Annotated in this window: 26 protein-coding genes and 1 tRNA gene; 9 read left to right on the top strand and 18 right to left on the bottom strand. The window is 65.5% G+C overall.

Features of this window, described 5'->3' with window-relative positions:
• Position 1: 1 nt before the first annotated feature.
• Together ACT2BZ_RS20145 and ACT2BZ_RS20150 are read right to left on the bottom strand one after the other, a co-directional pair.
• Positions 2-1,684, bottom strand: a complete 1,683-nt coding sequence (locus ACT2BZ_RS20145; RefSeq protein WP_457937198.1) for an NAD+ synthase — start codon at positions 1,682-1,684, stop codon at positions 2-4.
• Positions 1,685-1,737: 53 nt separating this feature from the next.
• Positions 1,738-2,451, bottom strand: coding sequence for a DNA-3-methyladenine glycosylase I (locus ACT2BZ_RS20150; protein ID WP_457937200.1), 714 nt, complete (start codon positions 2,449-2,451; stop codon positions 1,738-1,740).
• 87 nt (positions 2,452-2,538) lie between these two features.
• Between ACT2BZ_RS20150 and ACT2BZ_RS20155 the strand changes: the two genes are divergently transcribed.
• Together ACT2BZ_RS20155 and ACT2BZ_RS20160 are read left to right on the top strand one after the other, a co-directional pair.
• Entirely contained in the window at positions 2,539-3,102 is a 564-nt protein-coding gene (locus ACT2BZ_RS20155) for a DUF1003 domain-containing protein (RefSeq protein ID WP_457937202.1), read from the top strand.
• Positions 3,099-3,680, top strand: coding sequence for a DedA family protein (locus ACT2BZ_RS20160; protein ID WP_457937203.1), 582 nt, complete (start codon positions 3,099-3,101; stop codon positions 3,678-3,680). The genes ACT2BZ_RS20155 and ACT2BZ_RS20160 overlap by 4 nt, the downstream gene beginning before the upstream one ends.
• A 4-nt stretch (positions 3,681-3,684) precedes the next feature.
• Here the strand turns inward: ACT2BZ_RS20160 and ACT2BZ_RS20165 are convergent, their stop codons facing one another.
• The 3 genes from ACT2BZ_RS20165 to ACT2BZ_RS20175 form a co-directional block, all read right to left on the bottom strand.
• Positions 3,685-4,272, bottom strand: a complete 588-nt coding sequence (locus ACT2BZ_RS20165) for a hemerythrin domain-containing protein (RefSeq protein WP_457937205.1) — start codon at positions 4,270-4,272, stop codon at positions 3,685-3,687.
• A gap of 41 nt (positions 4,273-4,313) precedes the next feature.
• Positions 4,314-4,673 carry a diacylglycerol kinase gene (locus ACT2BZ_RS20170; protein ID WP_457937207.1) on the bottom strand — a complete coding sequence of 120 codons (360 nt, stop codon included), beginning with the start codon at positions 4,671-4,673 and terminating at the stop codon, positions 4,314-4,316.
• A 140-nt stretch (positions 4,674-4,813) separates the two neighbouring features.
• Complete coding sequence (locus ACT2BZ_RS20175; RefSeq protein ID WP_457937209.1) at positions 4,814-5,233, bottom strand: GFA family protein; 420 nt, start codon at positions 5,231-5,233, stop codon at positions 4,814-4,816.
• A 311-nt stretch (positions 5,234-5,544) separates the two neighbouring features.
• Here ACT2BZ_RS20175 and ACT2BZ_RS20180 point away from each other — a divergent pair, with 311 nt between their 5' ends.
• Positions 5,545-6,612, top strand: a complete 1,068-nt coding sequence (locus tag ACT2BZ_RS20180; RefSeq protein ID WP_457937211.1) for a GGDEF domain-containing protein — start codon at positions 5,545-5,547, stop codon at positions 6,610-6,612.
• 31 nt (positions 6,613-6,643) lie between these two features.
• On the opposite strand, the gene ACT2BZ_RS20185 is transcribed toward ACT2BZ_RS20180, so the two are convergent.
• The 3 genes from ACT2BZ_RS20185 to ACT2BZ_RS20195 form a co-directional block, all read right to left on the bottom strand.
• A complete protein-coding gene (locus tag ACT2BZ_RS20185) occupies positions 6,644-8,014 on the bottom strand; it encodes a class II 3-deoxy-7-phosphoheptulonate synthase (protein WP_457937213.1) in 1,371 nt (456 codons plus the stop codon).
• 129 nt (positions 8,015-8,143) lie between these two features.
• Complete coding sequence (locus ACT2BZ_RS20190) at positions 8,144-8,782, bottom strand: NrsF family protein (RefSeq protein ID WP_457937215.1); 639 nt, start codon at positions 8,780-8,782, stop codon at positions 8,144-8,146.
• Positions 8,783-9,319: a sigma-70 family RNA polymerase sigma factor gene (locus ACT2BZ_RS20195; RefSeq protein WP_457937217.1), complete on the bottom strand. Its 537-nt coding sequence runs from the start codon at positions 9,317-9,319 to the stop codon at positions 8,783-8,785.
• Positions 9,320-9,516: 197 nt separating this feature from the next.
• On the opposite strand from ACT2BZ_RS20195, the gene ACT2BZ_RS20200 reads away from it, so the two are divergent.
• The 4 genes from ACT2BZ_RS20200 to ACT2BZ_RS20215 are packed head-to-tail and all read left to right on the top strand — an operon-like array spanning position 9,517 to position 11,990.
• Positions 9,517-9,798 (top strand): BufA1 family periplasmic bufferin-type metallophore, encoded by a 282-nt coding sequence (locus tag ACT2BZ_RS20200; RefSeq protein ID WP_457937219.1) that lies wholly within the window; start codon positions 9,517-9,519, stop codon positions 9,796-9,798.
• Between the two features lie 60 nt (positions 9,799-9,858).
• Entirely contained in the window at positions 9,859-10,725 is an 867-nt protein-coding gene (gene bufB, locus ACT2BZ_RS20205) for an MNIO family bufferin maturase (protein WP_457937221.1), read from the top strand.
• Between the two features lie 3 nt (positions 10,726-10,728).
• Positions 10,729-11,502 carry an HvfC/BufC N-terminal domain-containing protein gene (locus ACT2BZ_RS20210; protein WP_457937223.1) on the top strand — a complete coding sequence of 258 codons (774 nt, stop codon included), beginning with the start codon at positions 10,729-10,731 and terminating at the stop codon, positions 11,500-11,502.
• A complete protein-coding gene (locus ACT2BZ_RS20215; RefSeq protein WP_457937225.1) occupies positions 11,502-11,990 on the top strand; it encodes a DoxX family protein in 489 nt (162 codons plus the stop codon). The genes ACT2BZ_RS20210 and ACT2BZ_RS20215 overlap by 1 nt, the downstream gene beginning before the upstream one ends.
• A 19-nt stretch (positions 11,991-12,009) precedes the next feature.
• Here the strand turns inward: ACT2BZ_RS20215 and gor are convergent, their stop codons facing one another.
• From gor to rpiA, 3 genes are all read right to left on the bottom strand, one after another.
• Positions 12,010-13,407, bottom strand: coding sequence for a glutathione-disulfide reductase (gor, locus tag ACT2BZ_RS20220; protein WP_457937227.1), 1,398 nt, complete (start codon positions 13,405-13,407; stop codon positions 12,010-12,012).
• Positions 13,408-13,519: 112 nt separating this feature from the next.
• A complete protein-coding gene (locus ACT2BZ_RS20225) occupies positions 13,520-14,128 on the bottom strand; it encodes a DUF2059 domain-containing protein (protein ID WP_457937229.1) in 609 nt (202 codons plus the stop codon).
• 23 nt (positions 14,129-14,151) lie between these two features.
• Complete coding sequence (gene rpiA / locus ACT2BZ_RS20230) at positions 14,152-14,850, bottom strand: ribose-5-phosphate isomerase RpiA (protein WP_457937231.1); 699 nt, start codon at positions 14,848-14,850, stop codon at positions 14,152-14,154.
• A 176-nt stretch (positions 14,851-15,026) separates the two neighbouring features.
• On the opposite strand from rpiA, the gene ACT2BZ_RS20235 reads away from it, so the two are divergent.
• Positions 15,027-15,722 (top strand): HAD family hydrolase, encoded by a 696-nt coding sequence (locus ACT2BZ_RS20235; protein ID WP_457937233.1) that lies wholly within the window; start codon positions 15,027-15,029, stop codon positions 15,720-15,722.
• Positions 15,723-15,777: 55 nt separating this feature from the next.
• Positions 15,778-15,852, top strand: a tRNA-Val gene (locus ACT2BZ_RS20240).
• A gap of 37 nt (positions 15,853-15,889) precedes the next feature.
• Here ACT2BZ_RS20240 and ACT2BZ_RS20245 read toward each other — a convergent pair.
• From ACT2BZ_RS20245 to ACT2BZ_RS20275, 7 genes are read right to left on the bottom strand one after another with little or no spacing between them, the layout of a single operon-like run.
• Complete coding sequence (locus ACT2BZ_RS20245; RefSeq protein ID WP_457937235.1) at positions 15,890-16,900, bottom strand: LacI family DNA-binding transcriptional regulator; 1,011 nt, start codon at positions 16,898-16,900, stop codon at positions 15,890-15,892.
• A gap of 5 nt (positions 16,901-16,905) precedes the next feature.
• The gene (locus ACT2BZ_RS20250; RefSeq protein WP_457937237.1) at positions 16,906-18,069 is read right to left on the bottom strand and encodes a dihydrodipicolinate synthase family protein; all 1,164 of its coding nucleotides are present in this window, start codon (positions 18,067-18,069) and stop codon (positions 16,906-16,908) included.
• Between the two features lie 17 nt (positions 18,070-18,086).
• Positions 18,087-18,407: a Dabb family protein gene (locus tag ACT2BZ_RS20255; protein WP_457937239.1), complete on the bottom strand. Its 321-nt coding sequence runs from the start codon at positions 18,405-18,407 to the stop codon at positions 18,087-18,089.
• Positions 18,404-19,996, bottom strand: coding sequence for a GMC family oxidoreductase (locus ACT2BZ_RS20260; protein WP_457937241.1), 1,593 nt, complete (start codon positions 19,994-19,996; stop codon positions 18,404-18,406). The genes ACT2BZ_RS20255 and ACT2BZ_RS20260 overlap by 4 nt, the downstream gene beginning before the upstream one ends.
• A complete protein-coding gene (locus tag ACT2BZ_RS20265) occupies positions 19,996-20,754 on the bottom strand; it encodes a 3-ketoacyl-ACP reductase (RefSeq protein WP_457937243.1) in 759 nt (252 codons plus the stop codon). Before ACT2BZ_RS20265 ends, ACT2BZ_RS20260 begins: the two co-directional genes overlap by 1 nt.
• Positions 20,751-22,235 (bottom strand): GMC oxidoreductase, encoded by a 1,485-nt coding sequence (locus tag ACT2BZ_RS20270; protein WP_457937245.1) that lies wholly within the window; start codon positions 22,233-22,235, stop codon positions 20,751-20,753. Before ACT2BZ_RS20270 ends, ACT2BZ_RS20265 begins: the two co-directional genes overlap by 4 nt.
• A 6-nt stretch (positions 22,236-22,241) precedes the next feature.
• Entirely contained in the window at positions 22,242-23,354 is a 1,113-nt protein-coding gene (locus ACT2BZ_RS20275; RefSeq protein WP_457937247.1) for an ABC transporter ATP-binding protein, read from the bottom strand.
• Between the last annotated feature and the right edge of the window lie 93 nt (positions 23,355-23,447).

The raw sequence follows: 23,447 nt of genomic DNA on the forward strand, positions 1-23,447 counted from the left end.
GCTAGCCCCGGTCCCGGAACTTGTTGGTGATCGGATAGCGGCGGTCGCGACCGAAATTCTTCTTCGTGATCTTCACGCCGGGCGCCGCCTGCCGGCGCTTGTATTCGGCGATGTAGAGCAGGTGCTCGATGCGGTGGACCGTCTCGCGCGGGTGGCCGCGCGCAACGATCTCGTCGACCCCCATTTCGTTCTCGACCAGGCATTCGAGGATGTCGTCGAGCACTGGATAGGGCGGCAGCGAATCCTGGTCGGTCTGGTCGGGCCGGAGCTCGGCCGATGGTGCCTTGTCGATGATGTTCTGTGGGATGACGATGCCCGACGGTCCGAGCGCACCGGGCGGCACGGTGGTGTTACGCCAGGCCGACAGCGCATAGACCTGCATCTTGTAGAGGTCCTTGATCGGATTGAAGCCACCATTCATGTCGCCGTAGAGCGTCGCGTAGCCGACCGACATCTCGGACTTGTTGCCGGTCGTCACGACCATCGAGCCGAACTTGTTGGAGACGGCCATCAGGATCGTGCCGCGCGTCCGGCTCTGCAGGTTTTCCTCGGTAATGCCTTCTTCCGTGCCCTCGAAGAGCTGCGTCAGGGCATGCGAAAAGCCGTCGACCGGTTCGAAGATCGGCACGATGTCATAGCGGCAGCCGAGCGCGCGGGCGCAGTCTTCTGCGTCCTTCAGCGAATCCTTCGACGTGTAGCGATAGGGCATCATGATGGCACGCAGCCGCTCCTCGCCGAGCGCGTCGACGGCGAGCGCTGCGCAGATCGCCGAATCGATGCCACCCGACAGGCCGAGCACGACGTTCTTGAACCCGTTCTTGTTGACGTAGTCGCGCAGGCCAAGCATGCAGGCGCGGTAGTCGGCCTCCTCCTTCTCGGGGATATTCGACATCGGCCCGTCGCTGCAGGCCCAGCCCTCGCCCGTGCGCTTCCAGGTGGTGACGGCGACGGTCTCCTCAAACTGGCTCATCTGGAAGGCCAGCGAACTGTCAGCCCCGATGGCGAAGGAGGCGCCGTCGAAGACGAGCTCGTCCTGGCCGCCAAGCTGGTTGGCGTAGATCATCGGCAGGCCACTCTCGAGCACCTGGCGGATGACCACCTGCTGGCGCACGTCCACCTTGCCGCGATAATAGGGTGAGCCGTTCGGCACCAGGAGCAGCTCGGCGCCGGTCTCGGCCAGCGTCTCGCACACACCGGCATCGCCCCAGATGTCCTCGCAGATCGGGATTCCAAGCCGTACGCCCCGGAAATTGACCGGGCCGGCGATCTCGGGGCCTGCCTGGAAGACGCGCTTCTCGTCGAACTCGCCGTAATTGGGCAGGTCGACCTTGTGGCGCTCGGCGATGATCTTGCCGCCGTCGGCAAACACGATCGAATTGTGCGTGCCGCTGTCGCGCTTCAGCGGCGTGCCGATGATGACGCCCGGGCCGCTGTCGGCCGTATCGGCGGCGAATTCCTCGACGGCGCGCTCGCAGGCGGCCAGGAAGGCCGGCTTCAGCACGAGGTCTTCCGGCGGATAGCCGGCGATGAAAAGCTCGGTGAACAGAACGAGGTCAGCGCCGTGGCGGGCGGCATCCGCCCTCGCCTCGCGCGCCTTCGCGAGATTGCCGGCAACGTCGCCGACCACCGGGTTGAGCTGGGCGATGGCGATGCGGAGCACGTCGGGAGGGGTCTTGCTGTTCATGGGAGCGGTTTAGCCCGCAACAATTCAACCGGCAATGGCGTTCGCTTGTGCCACTATTCGCCGACGTGTTCGCGCAACGTCTCGGGCGAGCGGTTCTCGCCGATAGACATGGCGAGAATCCGTGACAGGTGGGCGTAAGGCAGGCCGGTGTTGTCGTGCCACTGGTTGAGCTGCATCTGTATCCGCGCCAGGTCGCGCTTCGACGTCGGCGTCCCAGCGATTTCGAGGCCGGCGTCTCGCAGCGCGAGAACCATGTCGGGCGAGAGAATGAAGGTGTCCCAGCCGAGCCAGCGCAGCAGATACTGTCCGGTATTGCCGCCGAGCCGGCTGCCATGCTTGCCGAGATAGGCCATCAGGCCGATCTGGTCGTCGGCCGGCCACTGCGCGAGGAACTTGCCGAAGCTGCCGTGGTCGCGGGACACCGCCTCGACAAAGGCGGCATTGTCGCGCACCGACCTGATTTTCTGGGGGTTGCGCACGATGCGCTTGTCCGACGCCAGATCGTGCCAGAAGTCGTCCGGCTGGAACAACAGCCGCTTCGGCTCGAAACCGAGGAAGGCCTCCTCGAAGCCCGGCCATTTCTGCCCAATCACCCGCCACACGAAGCCAGCGGAAAACACCCGCTCGGCCATGGTCGAGAGGACGCGGTCGTCGGATAGGCCGGCGAGTGCGGCATTGTCGGGCGCAGGACCGAGCAGCGCAGCGAGGTTTGCCTCGCCGCCCTTGCGGTCGGCGGCGCGGGCGCGGATCTTCGCGAATGACTGCATGGCTCTCGCTCCGGGATTTGCGCTTTCTGCGCGGCTTCCCTCATATACCGGATCGGAATTCTCGCCGATATCAGTCAGAGGCCGGACATGCCCATTACCGTAGCCGATCTTGCCAGGCGCTGGTTCAAGCGCAACCCCGACAATCTCACCGAGGCCGAGGCCAGGGTCTTGCAAAGCGCCGTCGAACGGCGGCCGCTGTCGAAAGACCTCAACGCCGTCCAGCAGACGGACCAGTCGACGGGCGAGCGGATTGCCGACAAGATCGCCAAGGTGGGTGGATCCTGGACGTTTATCCTGGGTTTCCTCGGCTTCCTGATGGTCTGGGTGGCGATGAACGTCTGGCTGCTTGGACGCGACGCCTTCGACCCTTATCCCTTCATCTTCCTCAACCTGGTTCTCTCGATGATCGCGGCGATCCAGGCGCCGGTCATCATGATGTCGCAGAACCGCCAGAGCCAGCGCGACAGGCTCGACGCCGCGCATGACTACGAGGTCAACCTCAAGGCCGAGATCGAGATCATGGCGCTGCACGAGAAGCTCGACGAGATGCGCCACAGCCAGATCATCGGCATGCGCGACGAACTTGCCCGCATAACCGAACAGCTGGCGCGTCTCGACCAGCACATCAGGGGCGAGAAGCCGGCAGAATGACCGACAGCATCCACCTTCTGATCGAAAAATACGGGCTGATCGCTGCCTTCGTCGGCTGCCTGGCCGAGGGCGAGAGCGCGGCCATCGTCGCGGGCTTCTTCGCGCACCAGCAGGTCTTCGTGCCGTGGCAGGCCTTTCTCGCCGTGTTTGCCGGCGCCTTTGGCGGCGACACGCTGTTCTTCCTGTCGGGCCGCCGGTTCGCCGACCATGCCTTCGTCGGGCGCATGCGCGAGAAGCCGGGCTTCGACCGCGCCTACCGGCTGGTGCAGGAGCATCCCGTCTTCTACGTGCTGATCAATCGCTATATCTATGGCTTCCGGCTGGTCGGCGGCGTCGCGGCCGGCCTGTCGGGCATCAGGCTGCCGCTCTTCATGACGCTGAACGCCATTTCTTCGGCGATCTGGACGGCGCTGTTCTGCGGCGTCGGCTACGTATTCGGGATCGGCGCCGAGCAGATCATCGGCCATGCGCTGCTGAAGCACGAGCGGCTGCTGATCGGTCTGGCTGCCGGGCTTGCCGTCGCTCTCGCCGCGGGACTGGCGGCACGTTATCTCAGCCGACGACGGCGCGCAGCCTGACCTCTTACTCCACGCCGAGTGCGCGATCTCCCTTTTCGAGGATCAGCGGGACGATGAGGTCCTCCTCGTCGGCGAGGTGGCGGTCGAGCATGGCGACGAGCCGCGTATTGGCGTCGGCATAGAGGTCGGCGGCGCGGCGCTGTGCGTCATTGTCGCCCTGCAGCGCCTTCAGGAAGGCGTTGGCCGTCTCGGCGTTGGCCCCGAGGCCTTCGTGGATGGTGTGATGATCGAGGTCGAGAATGTCGAAACCGCGCTTCAGCCGCGGCTCGGCGCGGGCGAAGACCGGGAAATAGTGATGGTCCTCGACATTGTGGTGGCCGTCGAGATTGCCAAGGAAGAAGTTGAGTCGGGGCGCGAAGAACTGCGCAAATTGGGGCGCGGTGGTGCGCTCCTCGCGGTAGTCGGCGATCGCCGCGGTGAGGATGCCGCCGAGCTCGCGAAACATGTCGTGGCGCTGCAGCCACATGTTGGCCATGCCGTGGATGTTGGAATGCGCCTGCCAGTCGTTGCGCGGGTATTTTTCGGCGAGAAAGCGCAGATCGTCCGGCAGGGCGTTGCGGCGCTCGAGTTCTAGAATCGTGCTGTCGGTCATCTGCAGTATCCTTTGGTAACCGACATGTAGGACGCGGCGGCCTAGAGTTGTACCCCCCAAATCGTCTCGACGAGAGCCAACAGCCAGACAGCCGCTGCGAGAATGACCGAGATGAGCACCGCCAGCGAGCCGCAGTCCTTGGCGAGCTGAATGTCGATGTCGAATTCCTTCGACACCGCGTCGCACGACGCCTCGATGCCGGTGTTGAGCACCTCGACCATGATCAGAACCAGGATCGAACCGACGAGCAGCGCATAGCCGCGCCACGTGTCGGACAGGAACCAGGCGAGAGGGATGGCGGCCATCAGCAGGATCAGCTCCTGCTGGAACGCCGTTTCCGTGCGCATCAGCCTGCCGAAGGCACGGACCGAGTTCTGCCAGGCCTTGATCAGGCGTTCCATGCTTTTCCCCAGATCGTCGGAAGGCCGAGCCTTTACAGCATCCTGCCGACCCGAGGGAAACGGTTTTTCGTCGCATTGGCGGTCAAGACCGCAAACCGGTCACACCCGCCGACGCCAGGTCGGCAAGATGCCGCGGGTGGCTAGTCGCCGGCCACCTTGATGGCGGGCGTCGAACGCTCGAACTGTGGCAGGCCGTCGTCGATGGTGTAGTAGTCGCCCTTGTCGGCGACGAAGATATGGCTCTCGGACTTTAGCCCGCTCGGCCGGTCGAATGCGCCGGCCATCACCGAGGTTTCGGCGACCTCGTTGTGCTTCCAGAACAGAGCCGAACCGCAGGTGGCGCAAAAGCCCCGCCTGGCGAATTCCGAAGCTGCAAACCAGGTGAGGTTCTCCGCCCCCTCCACTGTTAGATCGGCGTCTGCCACGTTGGTCGCCGCATAGTAGTGTCCGGACTGGCGGCGGCACTGGGAACAATGGCAGTAGACGACGCCGCGCAGCGGCCCCTTCGCCGCGAAACGGACCGCGCCGCACAGACATCCCCCGCCGTGAACCTCACCCATCGCCTGCTCCCTTGTCGGACCGTTGTGTCGAATAACCCGGAATCGCTTTCCCTGCATCGGCCAAATGGCGGCTATCATGACGCCACGGCAGAATTTGCGAGGCCGAAGGCCGATACGGCCGAAACGCTTTGGAATTTAAGAAAGTTTTAGCGCGGCGGCGTCTATGGTCACCATGTGGGGAGTGCATCAGGGGGCGCGCTCTTCACGGTTGAGCGCATTGTCGATTTGGTACTCCTCAGGCCCCAGCCCCACCGGACAGCACAACAAGCTGGCTGGGTGAGGCGCGGGTTAGTGGCAAGGTGGGAATGTCAATGCAGGCTTCGACCGCACCGTCTGAAGACAGAACGGACTTTGCCACGAGCGTAGTCGCCACCATGCGCCAGCTCGGAATCGTCGGCCTCCCCCGCAATTACGAGATTTACTACGAGGCGCTTTCGGGCTCCAACCATGAGCTCAGCCTTGAGGTTGTCAGCCTCAGCAACCGCCCGACACAGGATCAGCTCGACCGCATTGGCCGAAAGTTCTTTCCCGACAGGCACGGCACCGGCGTCGTCGAGCATGCCCGAGAGACGATCGCGCGCGAACTCGAGGAGATTGCATCCATCCTGCGCCACGAGCGCGGACACCTGGAGAAGTACGGCCGCATTCTTGACCAGACTGCCGAAGGGCTGAACAGCCGCAACGTGATCAGCAAGGAACTGCTGCAGAAGATCGTCGACGTGATGTCGGTCGCCACGGTCTCGACCATCGACCACGGCAAGCAGGTGGTGACGACGCTTGGCGACAAGACGACCGAGCTCGAAAGCGTCAAGTCCAAGCTCGAGGAGTACAAGAAGCTCGCCGACACCGACCCGCTGACGCTGATCTGGAACCGGCGTGCCTTCGACAAGGAAATCGCGCGCATCTACAACAGCAACCGCGGCATCCTGTTCAACGCGCTGATCCTTGCCGACATCGACCGCTTCAAGGAAATCAACGACCGCTACGGCCACCCGGCCGGCGACAAAATCCTGCAGCAGATCGCCGAGATCCTGCGCACCAGCACGCGCGAAGTTTTCGTTGCGCGCACCGGCGGCGAGGAATTTGCGCTTATCGTCGAGGGTGCCAGCGCCGACGCCACCATGGCGATTGCCGAGCGTATCCGCGTCGCAATCGAGGAGACGGAGTTCGGCGGCGGCCAGAGCCCGACGGTCTACTGCAAGGTTACCCTGTCGATGGGCATTTGCATGGCTTCCGAGGCCGACGGCCCCGAAGACCTCTATTCCAAGGCCGACCGGGCGCTCTATCGCTCGAAGGTAGCCGGTCGCAACCGGGTCACGCATTACAGCGCGCAGCCCGAACAGGCAGGAAAGAACTGGCTGCTCTACAAGAAGGACTGACCGGCCGCGCCAGGCGGCCGGCAGAGATGGCTCAGCCGTTGGCGACCTTGCGCTCGCTCATGTGGCTCTTCTTCAGAAGCTCCGACACCAGGAAAGCAAGTTCGATCGCCTGATCGGCATTGAGGCGCGGATCGCAATGCGTGTGGTAGCGGTCCTGCAGTTCCTCGTCACGAATGGCGCGCGCGCCGCCCGTGCACTCGGTGACGTTCTTGCCGGTCATCTCGACATGGATGCCGCCTGGATGCGTGTCCTCTGCGCGGTGCACCTCGAAGAAGGACTGTACCTCCTTGAGAATGCGGTCGAAGGGCCGCGTCTTGTAGCCGGCCGCCGTGATGGTGTTGCCATGCATCGGGTCGCACGACCAGACGACGCTGCGGCCTTCCTTCTGCACAGCGCGCACCAGCTTCGGCAGGTGGTCGCCGACCTTGTCGGAGCCGAAGCGCGCGATCAGGGTGAGACGGCCGGGCTCGTTCTCGGGGTTCAGCAGGTCGATCAGTTCGAGCAGGCCGTCAGGCGTCAGCGACGGGCCGCACTTCAGGCCAAGCGGGTTCTTGATGCCGCGGCAGTACTCGATATGCGCGTGGTCGGGCTGGCGGGTACGGTCGCCGACCCAGATCATGTGGCCCGACGTCGCGTACCAGTCGCCCGACGTCGAATCGACGCGGGTCAGCGCCTGCTCGTAACCGAGCAGCAGCGCCTCGTGGCTGGTGTAGAAATCGGTCTCGCGCAGCGCGTAGTTGCTCTCTGACGTGATGCCGACCGCCGCCATGAAGTCCATGGTCTCGGTGATACGGTTGGCCAGCACCTCGTAACGCTCGCCCTGCGGACTGTCGGAGACGAAGCCGAGCATCCAGCGGTGCACGTTCTCGAGGCTGGCATATCCGCCCTGGGCGAAGGCGCGCAAGAGGTTGAGCGTCGCGGCGGACTGGCGGTAGGCCATCTCCTGGCGCGCCGGATCCGGGATGCGCGACTTCTCGTCGAACTCGATGCCGTTGATGATGTCGCCACGGTATGACGGCAACGTCACGCCGTCCTTCGTCTCGTTGTCGGAGGAACGCGGCTTGGCGAACTGGCCGGCAATGCGGCCGACCTTCACCACCGGCTGCGAGCCGGCGAAGGTCAGCACCACCGACATCTGCAGGAAGACGCGGAAGAAGTCGCGGATGTTGTCCGCGCCATGCTCGGCAAAGCTCTCGGCGCAGTCGCCGCCCTGAAGAAGAAATGCGTCCCCGGCAGCGACAGTCGCAAGCTGCTTCTTCAGCTTGCGCGCCTCACCCGCAAAGACCAGCGGCGGAAAGGTCGCGAGCTGCTTTTCGGTGGCAGCGAGTGCGGCCTGGTCCGGATAGGCCGGCACCTGGCTGATGGGCTTGCTTCTCCACGAGTCCGGCGACCATTTCGTCATTGTCTTGATCCAGCATATTGGTGCCGCTGCAATGCGCCGCGGCTTGTGTGTCCCTGACGGGAAGGCGGCTCAATACACGAAGCGGGCAGTTGATTCCAGCCCGGAATGCCCCGGCGCGGAGCAGCGCACCTACCAGCGCGCGAAGAGTCGGCCGGCTACGAAGCCGGCAATCACCAGCATGGCGATGGCGAGCGGGTACCAGGTGGCGACGAAAAACGGGGAATCGTCGTTGCACTGGGCGGCGTAGAAGGTGGCCGAAACGCCACCGGCAAGCAGGCCGGCGACGGCGCCGGCAAGCCCCGGTCGCGTGGGCGCGGAGTAGCGCAGCGCCGTGACAAAGACGGCCAGCGGCAGGAGGCCGATCAGCGGGATGAATGTGAGGCAGACCGTGCTGTTGTTGCCGATCCAGTTGGCGCGCCAGACGTCGGACGGCAGGGCGATGAATTCGAGGCCGACGGCGCCTGCAAGCAGCGCCGGCGCGACGAGGAGAAGGCTGATCGGCAGGGCAAGGCTGGCACCTGGCCGCGCGAGCCTGACGATGAGGAGGAGCGCAGCGCCGGCGAGCGCCAGAGTGACGACGAACTTGAACAGGAAGCGCACCGTCTCGGCGGCCTCGGCAATGTCGGGCCGCGGCCCGAGCAGCACGGCAAAGACCAGGGCGGCAAGCGCGCTCGCCGCCAGGGCGGCACCGGTCCAGGTGGCCTGCAGTGACGGACCGCGAGGTGCCGTGTCGGCGTTGAGCGCCCTGATGAGATCGTCGGTCTTCATCTACTGTTGTCCAAACCGCCTGGCGATTGCCGTCAGGCCACGGTGCAAGGCAACGCGCACCGCCGTTTCCTTCATGCCGAGCTTTTCGGCTGTTTCTCCAATCGAGCGGCCATCTACCGAAATCGACGACACCACGGCCTTCTGGCCTGTGGGAAGCGTTTCCAGCACCCGCTCGATTTCGTGCTCGCTCGCCGTTTCCGGTTCATCGATGGCGAGCGTCTCGGCAATCTCGCCGATCTCCACCTCGATCACGCGCCCGCGCTTGCGGAAAGCGTCGACGAGCTTGTAGCGCGCAATGCCATAGAGCCACGGCGAGATCGGGCTCTCCTGCCGCCATGTATGGCGCTTTACGTGAACTGCAAGCAGCGTTTCCTGCACGATGTCCTCTGCGTCGATACCGCCATGAACGATCCTGCTGCGGCAGAATCCGCGCAACAGTGCAGCGGTCCGCTGCAGGAACTGCTCATAGGCACGTTCATCGCCTGCAATGGCGGCCCGCATCAGCCGGGCAAGCTCGGCCTCCTGATTGCCGCTCACAAGCGATTGCTCCTCATGCTTCGCTGATCCCGCCGTTTTGTTACTTGCCGGGCCAGAAATTGTCCAAGCCTAATGAATTGCCGGTCACGAAAGCGTGTTTGAAGCGCGGCGTAACAATCTCCCGGACGGTGCCGAAATGCCCCTTGCGAGGCCGACGAACGGCACTCGCCGCAGTGACACTCACAGGAGAAGACACGATGAACCGTCAAACGCTCGCCCTCGCCCTCGCCGGCTCGCTCGCCACCGCTTTCGCTACAGCTGCCGTCGCAGCGCCGCTGGCGCCCGAGAAAATGGAAGGCATGGAGAAGTGCTACGGCATCTCGCTCGCCGGCCAGAATGACTGCGCCGCCGGCCCCGGCACGACCTGCGCCGGCACGTCGACCAAGGACTACCAGGGCAACGCCTGGAAGGCCGTTCCGGCCGGCACCTGCACCACGATGGACGTCGACGGCCACATGGGCATGCTCGAGGCCATGTAATTCTTCCGGGCGGGAGGTTCGCCCCCCGCCCGACCCTTCCGACAAGACCGGGAGACCAGTATGCTTCGCAAATCCGCCCTACCCGCTCGCGCCGGCCTCGGTCTCAAGCCGACCCATTATGCCGACATCATGAGCGGCGAGCCGGACGTCGGCTTCTTCGAGGTTCACGCCGAGAACTACATGGGCGACGGCGGCCCTCCGCATCGCTATCTCGAAGCGATTTCAGCAATTTACCCGATATCCCTACACGGCGTCGGCCTGTCGATCGGCGCCGAGGGCCCGCTCGACAAGGCGCATCTGGCGCGGCTGAAGGCGCTGATCGAGCGCTACCGGCCGGCCTCGTTCTCCGAGCACCTCGCCTGGTCGACGCATAACAGCGCCTTCCTGAACGACCTCTTGCCGCTGCCCTATACGCCAGCGACGCTCGACCGCATCGTCGGCCATGTCGACGAGGTCCAGCAGGTGCTCGGCCAGCGCATGCTGCTCGAAAACCCGTCGACCTACGTGCTCTTCGAGGAAAGCACGATCGACGAGATCGACTTCCTGGCCGCCGTCGCCGAACGCACCGGCTGCGGCCTGCTGCTCGACGTCAACAATGTCATGGTCTCGTCAGTCAACCACCGGCTCGACCCGGTGCGCTACATTGACCGCTTCCCCGTCGAACTGGTCGGCGAGATCCATCTCGCGGGCTATGATGAGGCGATCGACGGCGCCGGCGACCGGCTGCTGATCGACGCACATGCAAGTGCGGTGCTCGACGACGTCTTCGCGCTCTATGGCCACACGCTGTCTCGCACGGGCCCGGTGGCGACACTGATCGAGTGGGACAACAACGTGCCTGACTTCGGGACGCTGTTTGCCGAGGCAGGGCGCGCCGAGGCCGTGATGGCCGGGCACGCAGCCCGCAAGACGCTTAAGGTCGCCTGAGCCATGCAGGCAGCCACAAGCCAATCCGATTTCGTCGCGTCGCTGCTCGATCCGGCCGCGGCTGCCCCCGCCGGCGTGACCACGATGCGCGGCAGCCCGGACGCCGCGCGCTTCGACGTCTACCGTAACAATGTGATGGTCTCGCTGATCGGCGCGCTGGAACAGAAGTTTCCGGTCTGCCGGCAGATCGTCGGCGAGGAATTCTTTCGCGACATGGCGCGCCTCTTTGTCAGGCAGACCAAGCCTTCCTCACCGCTGATCTTCCTTTACGGCGACGACTTTCCGACCTTCATCGACGGCTTCGAGCCGGCGCGGCCGGTTCCCTATCTCGGCGATGTCGCCAGGCTCGAAGTGGCCTGGATGCGCGCTTACCACGCCGCAGATGGCACGCCGCTCGACATCGCGGCCATCGCGGCCATCGGTCCCGAGGCGCTCGCCGCGTCACGCATCGTCTTGCATCCCTCGGCCGCGCTGCTGCGCTCACGATGGCCGGTCGGCTCGATCTGGGAGGCGCACCAGCACCAGCCGGTTGCAAAAATCGGCCGGTCGGGCGCCGAGACGGTGCTCGTCGTGCGGCCGGGCGCCGAGGTGAATGTGCACATTGCGCCACCGAGCGACCGCGCCTTTGCCGAGGCTCTGTTTGCCGGCGCAACGCTCGGCGACGCCGCCCAGGCCGGCAGCCTGGACAGGGATTTCGACTTCGGCCGCGCGCTGGTCGGGTTGGCGTCGCTCGGCATCATTTCCGGTCTGCAACCTGCTTCAGAAAGTGACAATTGATGGCCATGACCCTTGATTCGGAACGGAAATTCCTGCCAGGCGTCATCGGACGCATCGAGGCGATGCTGGCTGCCATTCCACATGCGCTGCCGCTGCTGGCGCTGCGGATCGCGATCGCGGTGCCCTTCTACAAGTCGGGCCTGACCAAGTGGGACGGCTTCCTGCAGCTGTCGAACGGCGCGCGCTACCTGTTCACGCAGGAGTTCAAGCTGCACATTTTTGGCAACCTTGTGGCCTACCCCTACCCGGTCGCCGCGGCCACGCTGGCCGGCATCGGCGAGATCGTGCTGCCGATCCTGCTGGTACTCGGCATCGGCACGCGCTTCGCGGCACTCGGCATTCTGGCCATGACAGCGGTGATCCAGATCACCGTGCCGGAGGGCTGGGCGAATTTCCACCTGCCCTGGGCGGCAATGGCGTTGACGCTGGTCGTCTTCGGCGGCGGCGCGATCAGCCTCGACCGCCTGCTCGGACGCTCGGCCCGCTGAAGCGGCGCCGGCCGTCGGGTCAGGCGGGCCCGACGCGCTCGCCGTCACGCACGAAGTAGCTCGGCTTGTACATGGTGACGAGTTCTTCCGCCGCAGTCGGGTGAACGGCCATGGTGCGGTCGAAATCATCCTTGGTCAGGCCGGATTTCAGCGCAATGCCGAGAAGCTGCGCCATCTCCCCAGCGTCTGGCCCGAGGATGTGGGCTCCCAATACCAGGCGCGTCTCGGCATCGACGACGAGCTTGGTCAGCATCTTCTCGTCGCGGCCGGCAAGGATGTTGCGCATGGGCCGGAATTCCGCCCGGTAGATCTCCAGCTCGCCGAAACGCTTCGAGGCCTCGTCCTCCGACAGGCCGACCGTGCCGATCTCCGGCTGCGAGAAGACCGCGGTGGCGATGCATTCGAGGTCCGGCTCGACCGGGTTGCCCTTGAAGGCAGTCTCGACGAAGCACATCGCCTCGTGGATCGCCACCGGCGTCAGTTGCACGCGGTCAGTGACGTCGCCGATCGCCCAGATGTTCGGGACGTTCGTACGCGACAGCCCGTCGACCACGATGTCGCCCTTCGGGCCCATCTTCACGCCTGCAGCCTCAAGGCCGAGTTCCTCGGTGTTGGGGATGCGCCCGATGGCCAGCATGACCTGGTCGGCCACCAGCACCTCGCCGCCGGTAACGATGGCGGCCAGCCTGCCGTCGTCATTCTTCTGTATGTCCTCGAAAATCGTGTGGCAGAGGATGCGGATGCCCTTTTTCTCCATGTCGGCATGCAGCATGCGCCTGAGATCCATGTCGAAACGACCGAGAATCTCCTTGCCGCGATAGACAAGCGTCGTCTCGACGCCGAGGCCGTGGAATATGTTGGCGAATTCGACAGCGATGTAGCCGCCGCCGGCGATGACGATCGACTTCGGAAGTTCGGGAAGATCGAACACCTCGTTGGAGAAGATGCAGTGTTCGTGGCCGGGCAGCGCTGCATGCGGATTGGGCCGGCCGCCGGTGGCGATCAGGATCTGGTCGGCGGTGACGGTGCGATTTTCGGCCTCGATGCGCACGGTGTGGGCATCGACCAGCGTTGCCCGGCTGTGGAATGCGGTGCCGCCGGCCTTCTCTACGCCCTGCTCGTAGAGGCCTGACAGTCGGCCGATCTCGCGGTCCTTGGCGGCGATCAGCGTCGGCCAGTCGAAGCTCGCCTCTGGCACGCTCCAGCCGTAGCCGGCGGCGTCGGCGAAATGCTCGGGAAATTGCGACGCGTAGACAAAAAGCTTCTTGGGGACGCAGCCGCGGATGACGCAGGTGCCGCCGAAACGGTACTCCTCGGCGACCGCCACCCGCTTGCCGAGGCCGGCGGCCACGCGCCCGGCCCGCACACCGCCCGAGCCGCCGCCTATGACGAAGAGATCGTAGTCGTAGCGGGTCATTGCTGGGCTTCCTTGCAGTTTGGCTGATGCGAAACAGTTAGGGGCATGGGGCCAAAATGAAAAGCCCGGCGAGAGCCGGGCTTTGTCGATCGGGTAAGGAAGTCGGCGTCGGTTACTGGACCGGCGCGTCAAGACCCTTGAGTTCAGGCGCTTCCGCCTGCGGCTCCGCGGCACTATCTGCAGGCGCAGGTGCGGGGGCCGGTTCGGACTTGACCTGGGCTGACACTTCAGCCTCGAGTTCCTTGCCGACCGCTTCGGTCAGGTCGCGCGCTATGCCGCGCTGCCAGATATCGGCCGCCTTGGCGACCTCGCGGGCGACGATCGGCCCCTCGCGCAGCAGCTTCTTGCCGGCGTCGGTCTGGTAAAAGGCAGCGATCGCATTGAGATCCGGCTCAGAATAGATGCGCGCATAGGCGAGCGCCACCTCACGCTCCAGGTCGGCGCGGCGGCTTGCCATTTCGATCGTCTTCTTGTCGACGGTCTGAACGATCATTTCCTGCAGGTCTGGGTTCTGCTGGATCAGCTGCTGCTTCAGCGCAAGGGCGGCTGACGGCAGTATGTTGTCATAGGCATCGGTGGCGTGGACCGCGCTGATTGCCGCCTTGGCCGCCTTGATGTGGCTTTCGGGGATTTCCTGGGCAGACGCCTGGGATGCAAACGCGACGAAGGCCGTCGCCACCACGACCCGGGCAGCTTGGCGAACGCTGGATACGAAATGCATGATCGGAAGGACTCCCTCTGTTTCTATCGATTTGGGCGGACGACCCTGATGCCGCCCTCGCCTGCAATTATCGCCTGTTCGGCCATCCCGAGGAACATGCCATGCTCCACGACACCCGGAACGGCATGCAGCGCGTTCGACAGCGCTCTTGTATCCGGAATACGGCCAAAAGATGCATCCAGGATCAAATGACCGCCGTCTGTAACAAATGGCTGGCCTTCCGTCATCCTCAATATAATCGGCCCCGCAAGGCCGAGATTTTCGACCGCCCGTGCGATGGCGATCTCGGTTGCGCGCAGGCCGAAGCGGTTGACCTCGATGGGCAATGGAAAGTGGCCGAGCGTCTTCACCAGCTTGCTCTCGTCGGCGATCACGATCATGCGCGCAGAGGCCGCCGCGACGATCTTTTCGCGCAGCAGCGCGCCGCCGCCACCCTTCACCAGGTTCAGGGCGGGGTCGATCTCGTCGGCGCCGTCAATGGTGAGGTCGAGTCGCGGCGTCTCGTCGAGAGTCGACAGCGCAACGCCAAGCTCGGCGCAGAGGCTTGCCGTGCGCTCGGACGTGGGCACGCCGGTGATCTTCATCCCGCCCGCAACCTTGACGGCCAGCAGGCGGACGAATTCGTCGGCGGTCGAGCCTGTGCCGATACCAAGGCGCATGCCGTCCTCGACGTGGTCCAGTGCTGCCTGTGCGGCGCGAATCTTGAGTTCTCTCGCGTTCATCTGGTGACTGCCGCCTCCGGATTGGGGTCGCGGCGCTGGTACCATCTTTGTCCCGGCTGGCAAAGGCCCCATGCCGGCACCAGATCTACCCCGGCTTGCGTCGGCGCGCCGTGCGGGCTATCCGCCATCTGCACCCGACCGAACGGGTCGAAAGAATGCATGCAGGAACGACTTCCATGAGCAAGCCGATTATCGTCTTCGACCTCGACGGCACGCTCGTCGACACCGCTCCCGACCTGCTCGAGAGCCTGAACCACACGCTGGGCACCGGCGGCGCGATGCTGACCGACACGGCTGGCTTCCGGCAATTCGTCGGCCACGGCGCCAGGGTAATGATCGAACGCGCCTACAAGGCGCAGCAGCGCGAGTTGCTGGTTGAGGAGCACGACCGGCTGTTCGACATCTTCCTCGATCACTACGGCGCCAACATTCCCGGCCGCTCGCAGCCTTACCCGGGCGTCGTCGCGGCACTGGAGCGCTTCGCAGGCGCGGGCTACATCATGGCAGTCTGCACCAACAAGACCGAGGATTTTTCCAGGCGCCTGATCGGTTCGCTCGGGCTCGATGCGCATTTCGCCGCGATCTGCGGCCAGGACACGTTCGACCACCGCAAGCCTGACCCGCGCCATCTGACCGAGACGATAGCCATGGCCGGCGGCAATCCCGGCCGCGCCCTGATGGTCGGCGATTCGCGCACCGACATCGACACCGCCAAGGCGGCGGGCATCCCGGTCGTCGCCGTCGATTTCGGCTACACCGACCGCCATGTGCGCGAGTTCGAACCGTCGAAGGTGATCTCGCATTTCGACGAGCTGACGGTCGAACTGGCAAACGGGCTGATTCAGGCGACCGCCGGCCACACGCGTTCTTGACTTAGCCGCCGGCCGCATCCTATATCGCGGCTCGCTTGGCCTTCGGGCTTCGAGCGGGCGATTAGCTCAGCGGGAGAGCACACCCTTCACACGGGTGGGGTCGCAGGTTCAATCCCTGCATCGCCCACCATTTCCTGCCCCACTTTTCCAGTGTGCCTGAATCCAGCCTAGCTCCCCGGCCGACTCGAATCGCGGACAATCAGTTCGACCGGCGTGCGGGTCCTTTCCGGCGGCAAGATGCCCTCCTCCAGCCAGGCGAGCAGCGTTTCGGCCATGCTTTCGCCGAAACCGGCGATGTCGCAGCGCACAGTCGACAGCGTCGGGTAGACCTGGGCGCAGTCCTCTATGTCGTCGAAGCCGACGATCTTGAAGGCGGAGCCGACAGCCCGGCCGATCTCGGCGCAGCCCGACAGCATGCCGAGCGCCACGAGGTCGTTGAAGCAGAGCGCGGCGTCGGCTTCCGCAAATTCGGCTGCGAGTCGGCCAGCCGCCTCGCGGCCGAAGGCGCGGCTGGCCCGGCCCGACATCACCAGCGGCTCGACGCCGGCGCTGGCAAGTGCCTCGAGATAGCCCGACATGCGTTCGTTGGTGACCGCCCTGCCCTCGACCCCTCCGACAAAGGCGATGCGCTTCGCTCCGGTCGTCAGAAGATGCTCGGTCGCCACCCGGCTGCCGGTCAGGTAGTCGGGCGCGGCGAAGGGGAAGCTTTCGGTGTCGGGCATCACCATGCGCAGAACCTGCATGGCCGGGATGCCGGCACGCGCGATCGGCCCGAATGTCGCCTGTTCATCGCCATAGGCAGGCGAGATGATGAAGGCCGAGACGCCGTGCTCGATCATTGCCGAGACGACCTGCGCCTGCAGCGCCGGGTCCTCGTCTGTGTTGGCGACGACGGCGGCGTAGCCCCGCGCCGACAGCGCCATCTGCAGGGAGGTGGCGAACTCCGTGAAGAACGGGTTGCGCAGGTCGTTAATGACCAGTCCGATCAAGCCGGCATTTGCCGAGCGCATATTGGCGGCAGAGCGGTTGTAGACGTAGCCGATACCGGCCATCGCCTCGCGCACGGCGGCGCGGGTCTCTTCCTTCACCTGCGGGCTGTTGCGCAGGACCAGGCTGACGGTGGACTTCGATACGCCCGCGGTGCGGGCGACGTCGATGATGGTCGGCCTGCGCTCCATGGCTGCTATCCGATTCCGTGCAGCTTGAGCAGGACGCCCATGCGCTGCTCGGCCAGATCGGGATGGGTCAGCAGGCCGGCGGCGTCGGCCAGGCGGTAGACCTCGGCATAATGGACGATGTCGCGGCTCGACTGGAAACCAGCCGGCATGATGAAGTGCTTCTGGTGGCCGTTCAGCCAGGCGAGGAAGGCGATGCCAGCCTTGTAGAAGCGCGTCGGCGCGCGAAAGATCTCGCGGCTTAGAGGCACGGTCGGCGCAAACAGCCGGTGGTAGGTGTCCATGTCGCCCTTGGCCAGGGCCTCCAGCGCCTGCGCGGCGGCAGGCGCGATGGCCGCGAAAATACCGAGAAGCGCATGCGAATAATGCTCGCCGTCGCCGGCGATGAGGTCGGCATAGTTGAAATCGTCGCCGGTATAGAGCCGCACGCCGTCCGGCAGGCGCCGGCGGAAGGCCTCCTCGTGCGCCTGATCGAGGAGGGAAATCTTGATGCCGTCGACCTTGGCGGGATTTTCGGCGATCAGGTCGAGAACGAAATCGCTCGCAGCCGCGACGCCCAGCGAGCCCCAGTAGCCCTTTAGCGCCGGGTCGAACATGTCGCCCAGCCAGTGCAGCACGATCGGTTCTGCGGCATTGTCGATCAGCCGGCGATAGACCTTGCGGTAGGTGCCGGGACCGGCGTCGATGGCGGTGAAGGCGCGCGAGGCCATCAGGATGAGCTGCCCGCCGGCCGCCTCGATGGCCTCCATCTGGGTCTCGTAGGCGGCGGCGATCGCCTCTGCGCTGCTAAGATCTTCGAGTCTGAGATGGTCTGTGCCGGCGCCGCAGGCAACGCGCGGCTTCATCGGGTGGCGCTTCGCCGCCGCCATGGTTCGCTCGATCAGTTCCTTGGCGGTAAGCCAGTCGACGCCCATGCCGCGTTGCGCGGTGTCCATCGCCTCGGCAAGCCCTAGTCCCTGGTCCCACAGAGACTGGCGGAAGGCGAGCGTCGCGTCCCAGTCGACTGCCGGCCGCGTGTCCCACGGGTTGCGTTCGCGCAGCGGGTCCGAGACGACATGCGCGGCGGCGAAAGCGGTCCGCGTGAGCGGCACGGTCGGCGTACGCGGCACCAGAGGCGTGCCGGAGAGGCTGTAGTCCTCGAGGCGATTGTTCGCTGTTGGCAGGGTCAGCATGGCAGGCTCCGTTGGGGTCAGGCCGTGCCGGACATGGGCAGGTCGAAGACGAGGATGCCGTCGAGCCCGCCCTGGGCACTCGCAACCAGCGCCTCGCCGACGGCACGGTGATCGGGATGCGCCTGGTAGGCGGCGAGCGCCTCCCAGCCGGCAAAATCGACGGTGAAGCCATGCATGTAGCCGCGCTCGATCTTTTCCGGGCTCTCCGAGCGCCCCGACGCGATGGCGAGCACACCCGGAACGACGCTGCGGATTGCGTCGAGGTCGGCGAAGATTTTGGCGATGGTCGCGTCGGACACCTCGGGACGGAAGCGGACGAGGACGATGTGGCGGATCATGCTGTCACCCTGTGCTGCGCCTTGATCATGTCGGCGGCCTTTTCGCCGATCATGATCGCGGCTGCATTGGTGTTGGAGGAGACGACGGTCGGCATGACCGAGGCGTCGGCAACGCGCAGCCCCTCGATGCCGTTGAAGCGAAGCTGCGGGTCGAGCACGGCCTCGGCATCGCTGCCCATGCGGCAGGTGCCGGCGGCATGGTGCGAGGTCTTGGAGTGCTGGCAGATGAAGTCGAAATAGTCCTCGTCCGTCTTCACCTCAGGCCCAGGCAGACGCTCGGCCTGGATGAAGGGCCTCAGGGGATTCTGCACCAGGATGCGCTGCGTCAGCTTGAGCCCCGCAATCGACATTTCTCGGTCGCGCGGATTGTGAAGATAGTTCGGATCGATCAGGGGGGCTGCGGCCGGATCGGCGCTTTGCAGGCGCACCGAGCCGCGCGAGCGCGGACGCAGGTAGCAGGAGTTGAGCGTCACGCCGCCCTGCGGCATGGCGGCGACGCCATGCTCGATGCCGGTACCGAGGCCGAGGTGGAACTGGATGTCGGGCGAGCGGGCCTCCGGGTCGGCATACCAGAAGCCGCCTGTCTCGAAGAGCGAGGAAGCGACCGGTCCCTTGCGGGACAGCAGGTATTGCAGACCCGCCAGCACCGACAGATGCGGCTTGGCAAAGCGGTCATAGGTATGCGGGCCGGATACCTCGCAGATGCAGTAGAGGTCGAGATGGTCCTGCAGATTGGCGCCGACGCCCGGCTGGTCGTGCACGACGGCAATGCCGAGGCTCGACAGGTGCTCGGCCGGGCCGATGCCCGAAAGCTGCAGCAGCCGCGGCGAGCCGATGGCGCCTGACGACAGGATGACTTCGGCCGAGGCGGCAAGCCTTGTGCCGTCCATCATCTCGACACCCGTGGCGCGGCCCTTTTCGATGATGAGGCGGCGCACCTGGGCGCCGGTTCGCACCGTGAGGTTCTTGCGGCCGCGATTGGGGGCCAGATAGGCCATCGCCGCGGAGGAGCGCCGCGCGTTGCGCTGGGTGAGCTGATAATAGCCGACGCCGTCCTGCGTCTCGCCGGTCAGGTCGTGGTTGCGCGGAATGCCGAGGGCGGCGGCGGCCTCGAAATAGGCCTCGCAGATCGGCAGCGGCGCGATCGGCTGGCTGACACCGAGCGGGCCGCCCTTGCCGTGGTAGCGGTCCTCGAAGGTGTCGTTGTCCTCGGCCTTGCGGAAATAGGGCAGGACGTCGTCATAGCTCCAGCCGGTGCAGCCCATCTGGCGCCACTCGTCGTAGTCCTGGGCATTACCGCGCGTGTAGATCTGGGCGTTGATGGCGGAGCCGCCGCCGATCACCTTGGCCTGGGTGTAGCGGAACACGCGGTCCTTCATGTGCCGCTGCGGCACCGAGTTCCAACCCCAGCTGCCGATGCCCTTGGTCATTTTCGCGAAGCCGGCGGGCAGGTGGTAGAAGGGATGCCAGTCGCGACCGCCGGCCTCGAGCAGCAGCACGCTGACGGCCGGGTCCTCCGTCAGCCGCGCGGCGATGACCGAGCCCGCCGAGCCGCCGCCGATGACGATGAAATCGTAGCCTTTTTCCATCACAGCCTCGCAATCGACAGGCCGCCGTCGACCGGGATGACGGCGCCGTTGGCAAAGGCCATCTGGCCGGTAGCGAGCGGAACGACGATCGAGCCGATGTCGGCGGGCTGGCCCCAGCGGCCGGCCGGCACGAGGCCGGCCTCGATGCGCGGGGTGTATTTGTCATGGACGGCAGCAGTCATGCCGGTCTCGATGATGCCCGGACGCAGCTCGAAGACGCCGATGCCATGCGGCGCGAGGCGCACGGCGAAGAGCTCGGCCATCATCGCGGCACCTGCTTTCGAGATGCAGTATTCGGCGCGCTCGACCGACACCATGGCGGCGCTGACCGACGTAACAAAGACCATCGAACGGTAGTGACCAGTCTCGCGGGCAAGCATGCGCTTCGCCACGTGCTGAGCGAGGAAGAAGCCGCCTCGCAGGTTGATGTCGAGCACGGCATCGAAGTTCTCCGGCAGAAGGTCGAGCATGTCGCCGCGCAGCTTCGCCGGGACGCCCGCATTGGAGACCAGGCAGTCGACCGCTCCGAATTCGGCCTCGACGGCGTCGAGCAGTGGCGGAACGTTGCCGAGGTCTGACAGGTCGTGGCGAAAGTAGCGCGCGTCTGCTCCCAGCTTCCCGAGCGCCGAGACAACGTCTGCATCGTCGGCCGCGGCGAGCGAGGCAAGCGCGACGGCAAAGCCTGCCTTGACCAGCGCCTCGGCGACGCCGAGGCCGATGCCCTGCTGGCCGCCGGTGATGAGCGCGACCGGCTTCATGCAGAATGATCCCGTCGAATTGTGTCGGCGGCGCGCAGCGCCATGGCCGCGACGGTCAGCGCCGGGTTGACGGCGGCGGAGGTCGGCAGGCAGGCGGCGTCGGCGACGAAGAGGTTCGAGTGGTCGAAAGAGCGGCACTCGGGATCGAGCGCGGCACTCGCCGGGTCGGTGCCGATGCGCACTGTGCCGCACTGGTGCGACGGCACGCGGCCGTCGAAAAGGCGCGACAGCACGACGGGGAAGCCGGCGGCGCGCGCAGTCGCCCTGATCTTGCCGACGAGGCGGTTGTGGGCGACCATGTTGGAGCGCCGCCAGATCAGCTGGATATCGCTGCCATTGAGCACGATGCGGCTTTCCGGGTCCGGCAGGTCCTCCGACATGGCGTAGAGGTCGACCGCGTGGCCGGAGACGTAGCTGGCAACGGGCTTTGGCAGGAACCGGACATTGGCCTGCAATATGTCGGGTACGACGCGGCCGAGCAGCTGGATGTTGCCGAGCGGCGGACCGCCCTCGCCGTCCGACAGGTACCAGTCGTTGATGCCGAAGGTCTTCTGGTAGACGGAATCGTTGCGGAAGCGCGGGTCGAAGGCGATCAGCGCGCTGGCATTGTGGTTCATGAAGCAGCGGCCGACCTGGTCGGAGGAATTGGCAAGACCCGAGGCAAGCAGCAGGACCGCCGACTGCACCGCACCGGCGCAGAGTGCCACGGTGGCGGGCGTCAGGCGGTGCGTCTCGCCATTCTTCTCATAAACGACCTCGGCGATGCGCTTGCCGTCCGGGCCGGTCTTCAAGCCGATGACCCGAGCGCCGGTGACGAGTTCGACATTGTCATGCGCGAGCGCGGAGGCCAGGCCGCAGGTCTCGGCGTCCATCTTGCCGGAGCGCGTGTCGGGATAGCCGTCCCAACCGGTCTTGCCGCCCCTTAGCCAGCGCTCGATATCGACGCCAAGCGGCAGGTCGAACGGGCGGGCGCCCGTGGCCTCCAGCCGGGAGCGCACAGCGGCGATTGCCGGTTCGTCCGGCACCGATGCAAAGGGATAGGGACCGGCATGGGCGGGTTCCGTGGGGTCCGAGCCAACGTCGCCACGCACCTGGTAGAGCTTTTCGGCAGCCTCATACCAGGGCGCCAGGGTCTCGTAGGGAAACGGCCAGGCCGGAGAGACGCCCTCGGCGTGCTGCATCTCGGCGAAGTCCTCCGCCCGGTAGCGGATCAGGACGGCGCCGTAGAGCTTGGTGTTGCCGCCGACCTGGTAGTAGTTTCCGGGCGCGAAGCGGCGCCCGGTCTCGTCGAGCCAGGTCTCGTCGGACAGGAAGGCGCTGTTGCGGAAGATGCGGTTGGGATCACGCGCCGGCGCATTGTCCGGTATCTGCGCGCCCCGCTCGAGGATGACGATGCGCGCGCCGGTCGGCGCCAGGCCGGCCGCCAGCGTGGCGCCGCCCATGCCGCTGCCGATGATGACGATATCGGGCGAGGACTGCATGGAAAATCAGCCGATCCGCAGCTCGGTCTTGGGGTCGAAGGCGACCGCCTTTTCCATGTTGATGGCGAAGGGGAAGGTCTGGCCGGCGCGCACGTCGACATCGGCGCGGAAGCGGCCGGTGACCTCGGTGCCGCCGAGATGGCTGACGACGAAGGTGTCGGAGCCGGCCGGCTCGGTGACGTCGACCATTGCCTCGATGCGGTGGATCGCCTGCGACTTGCGGTCGGCGCCGTCCTCGTCGGTGATCGCCTCCGGCCGGATGCCGAGGATGATCTCCTGGCCGTCATGCGCGGCCATGGCGTTGCGGGGGGCGAAGGGCAGCGAGACGGTCGAGTGATCGGCAAGCCCGACGCGCGCCACGGCGGCGCCGTTCTCGACCGCGACCCTGGCCGGGAAGAGGTTCATCGAGGGCGAGCCCATGAAGCCGGCAACGAAGATGTTGGCCGGGTTGTCGTAGATTTCCTTCGGCGTGCCGAGCTGCTGGACATGGCCGCCAAACATGACGGCGATGCGGGTCGACAGCGTGAGCGCCTCGATCTGGTCATGCGTGACGTAGACGATGGTGGTGCCGAGCTTCTGATGCAGCTTCTTGATCTCGGTGCGCATGTCGACGCGCAGCTTGGCGTCGAGGTTGGAGAGCGGCTCGTCGAACAGGAAGACGTCGGGGTTGCGCACCAGCGCCCGGCCCATGGCGACGCGCTGGCGCTGGCCGCCGGAGAGCTGGCCGGGCTTGCGCTTCAGGAGCGGCACGATCTGCAGGAGGTCGGCGACCCGCGCCACGGCCTTGTCGCGCTCGGCCTTCGGCACGCCGTGCATCTCCAGGCCGAAGGCCATGTTCTGCTCGACGTTCATGTTGGGGTAGAGCGCGTAGGACTGGAACACCATGGCGATGTTGCGATCGGCCGGGCGCACGCCGTTCATCGAGCGGCCCTTGATCGCGATGTCGCCCGAGGTGATCTCCTCCAGCCCGGCGATCATGTTGAGCAAGGTGGACTTGCCGCAGCCCGACGGCCCGACGAGGACGAGGAACTCGCCTTCCTCGACCGAGATGTTGGTCTCGTGCAGGACCTTGACGGCGCCATAGGCCTTGGTGGCGTTGTTGATGTCGAGGAATCCCATCAGACCTCTCCTTGAATTTCAGTTGCCGCCGGCGCCTCGTTCGGGCTCGGGGCGTTCGTCATTGAGAACGCGTCACAGGCGCGTCTTCTATCG

It is taken from the genome of Mesorhizobium sp. 10J20-29, from assembly GCF_054130485.1.

Excerpts from the sequence above, each read along its gene's own strand:
- ACT2BZ_RS20145 (WP_457937198.1), bottom strand. The coding sequence starts at position 1,684 with ATGAACAGCAAGACCCCTCCCGACGTGCTCCGCATCGCCATCGCCCAG.
- ACT2BZ_RS20150 (WP_457937200.1), bottom strand. The coding sequence starts at position 2,451 with ATGCAGTCATTCGCGAAGATCCGCGCCCGCGCCGCCGACCGCAAGGGC.
- ACT2BZ_RS20155 (WP_457937202.1), top strand. The coding sequence starts at position 2,539 with ATGCCCATTACCGTAGCCGATCTTGCCAGGCGCTGGTTCAAGCGCAAC.
- ACT2BZ_RS20160 (WP_457937203.1), top strand. The coding sequence starts at position 3,099 with ATGACCGACAGCATCCACCTTCTGATCGAAAAATACGGGCTGATCGCT.
- ACT2BZ_RS20165 (WP_457937205.1), bottom strand. The coding sequence starts at position 4,272 with ATGACCGACAGCACGATTCTAGAACTCGAGCGCCGCAACGCCCTGCCG.
- ACT2BZ_RS20170 (WP_457937207.1), bottom strand. The coding sequence starts at position 4,673 with ATGGAACGCCTGATCAAGGCCTGGCAGAACTCGGTCCGTGCCTTCGGC.
- ACT2BZ_RS20175 (WP_457937209.1), bottom strand. The coding sequence starts at position 5,233 with ATGGGTGAGGTTCACGGCGGGGGATGTCTGTGCGGCGCGGTCCGTTTC.
- ACT2BZ_RS20180 (WP_457937211.1), top strand. The coding sequence starts at position 5,545 with ATGCAGGCTTCGACCGCACCGTCTGAAGACAGAACGGACTTTGCCACG.
- ACT2BZ_RS20185 (WP_457937213.1), bottom strand. The coding sequence starts at position 8,014 with ATGACGAAATGGTCGCCGGACTCGTGGAGAAGCAAGCCCATCAGCCAG.
- ACT2BZ_RS20190 (WP_457937215.1), bottom strand. The coding sequence starts at position 8,782 with ATGAAGACCGACGATCTCATCAGGGCGCTCAACGCCGACACGGCACCT.
- ACT2BZ_RS20200 (WP_457937219.1), top strand. The coding sequence starts at position 9,517 with ATGAACCGTCAAACGCTCGCCCTCGCCCTCGCCGGCTCGCTCGCCACC.
- bufB (WP_457937221.1), top strand. The coding sequence starts at position 9,859 with ATGCTTCGCAAATCCGCCCTACCCGCTCGCGCCGGCCTCGGTCTCAAG.
- ACT2BZ_RS20210 (WP_457937223.1), top strand. The coding sequence starts at position 10,729 with ATGCAGGCAGCCACAAGCCAATCCGATTTCGTCGCGTCGCTGCTCGAT.
- ACT2BZ_RS20215 (WP_457937225.1), top strand. The coding sequence starts at position 11,502 with ATGGCCATGACCCTTGATTCGGAACGGAAATTCCTGCCAGGCGTCATC.
- gor (WP_457937227.1), bottom strand. The coding sequence starts at position 13,407 with ATGACCCGCTACGACTACGATCTCTTCGTCATAGGCGGCGGCTCGGGC.
- ACT2BZ_RS20225 (WP_457937229.1), bottom strand. The coding sequence starts at position 14,128 with ATGCATTTCGTATCCAGCGTTCGCCAAGCTGCCCGGGTCGTGGTGGCG.
- rpiA (WP_457937231.1), bottom strand. The coding sequence starts at position 14,850 with ATGAACGCGAGAGAACTCAAGATTCGCGCCGCACAGGCAGCACTGGAC.
- ACT2BZ_RS20235 (WP_457937233.1), top strand. The coding sequence starts at position 15,027 with ATGAGCAAGCCGATTATCGTCTTCGACCTCGACGGCACGCTCGTCGAC.
- ACT2BZ_RS20245 (WP_457937235.1), bottom strand. The coding sequence starts at position 16,900 with ATGGAGCGCAGGCCGACCATCATCGACGTCGCCCGCACCGCGGGCGTA.
- ACT2BZ_RS20250 (WP_457937237.1), bottom strand. The coding sequence starts at position 18,069 with ATGCTGACCCTGCCAACAGCGAACAATCGCCTCGAGGACTACAGCCTC.
- ACT2BZ_RS20255 (WP_457937239.1), bottom strand. The coding sequence starts at position 18,407 with ATGATCCGCCACATCGTCCTCGTCCGCTTCCGTCCCGAGGTGTCCGAC.
- ACT2BZ_RS20260 (WP_457937241.1), bottom strand. The coding sequence starts at position 19,996 with ATGGAAAAAGGCTACGATTTCATCGTCATCGGCGGCGGCTCGGCGGGC.
- ACT2BZ_RS20265 (WP_457937243.1), bottom strand. The coding sequence starts at position 20,754 with ATGAAGCCGGTCGCGCTCATCACCGGCGGCCAGCAGGGCATCGGCCTC.
- ACT2BZ_RS20270 (WP_457937245.1), bottom strand. The coding sequence starts at position 22,235 with ATGCAGTCCTCGCCCGATATCGTCATCATCGGCAGCGGCATGGGCGGC.
- ACT2BZ_RS20275 (WP_457937247.1), bottom strand. The coding sequence starts at position 23,354 with ATGGGATTCCTCGACATCAACAACGCCACCAAGGCCTATGGCGCCGTC.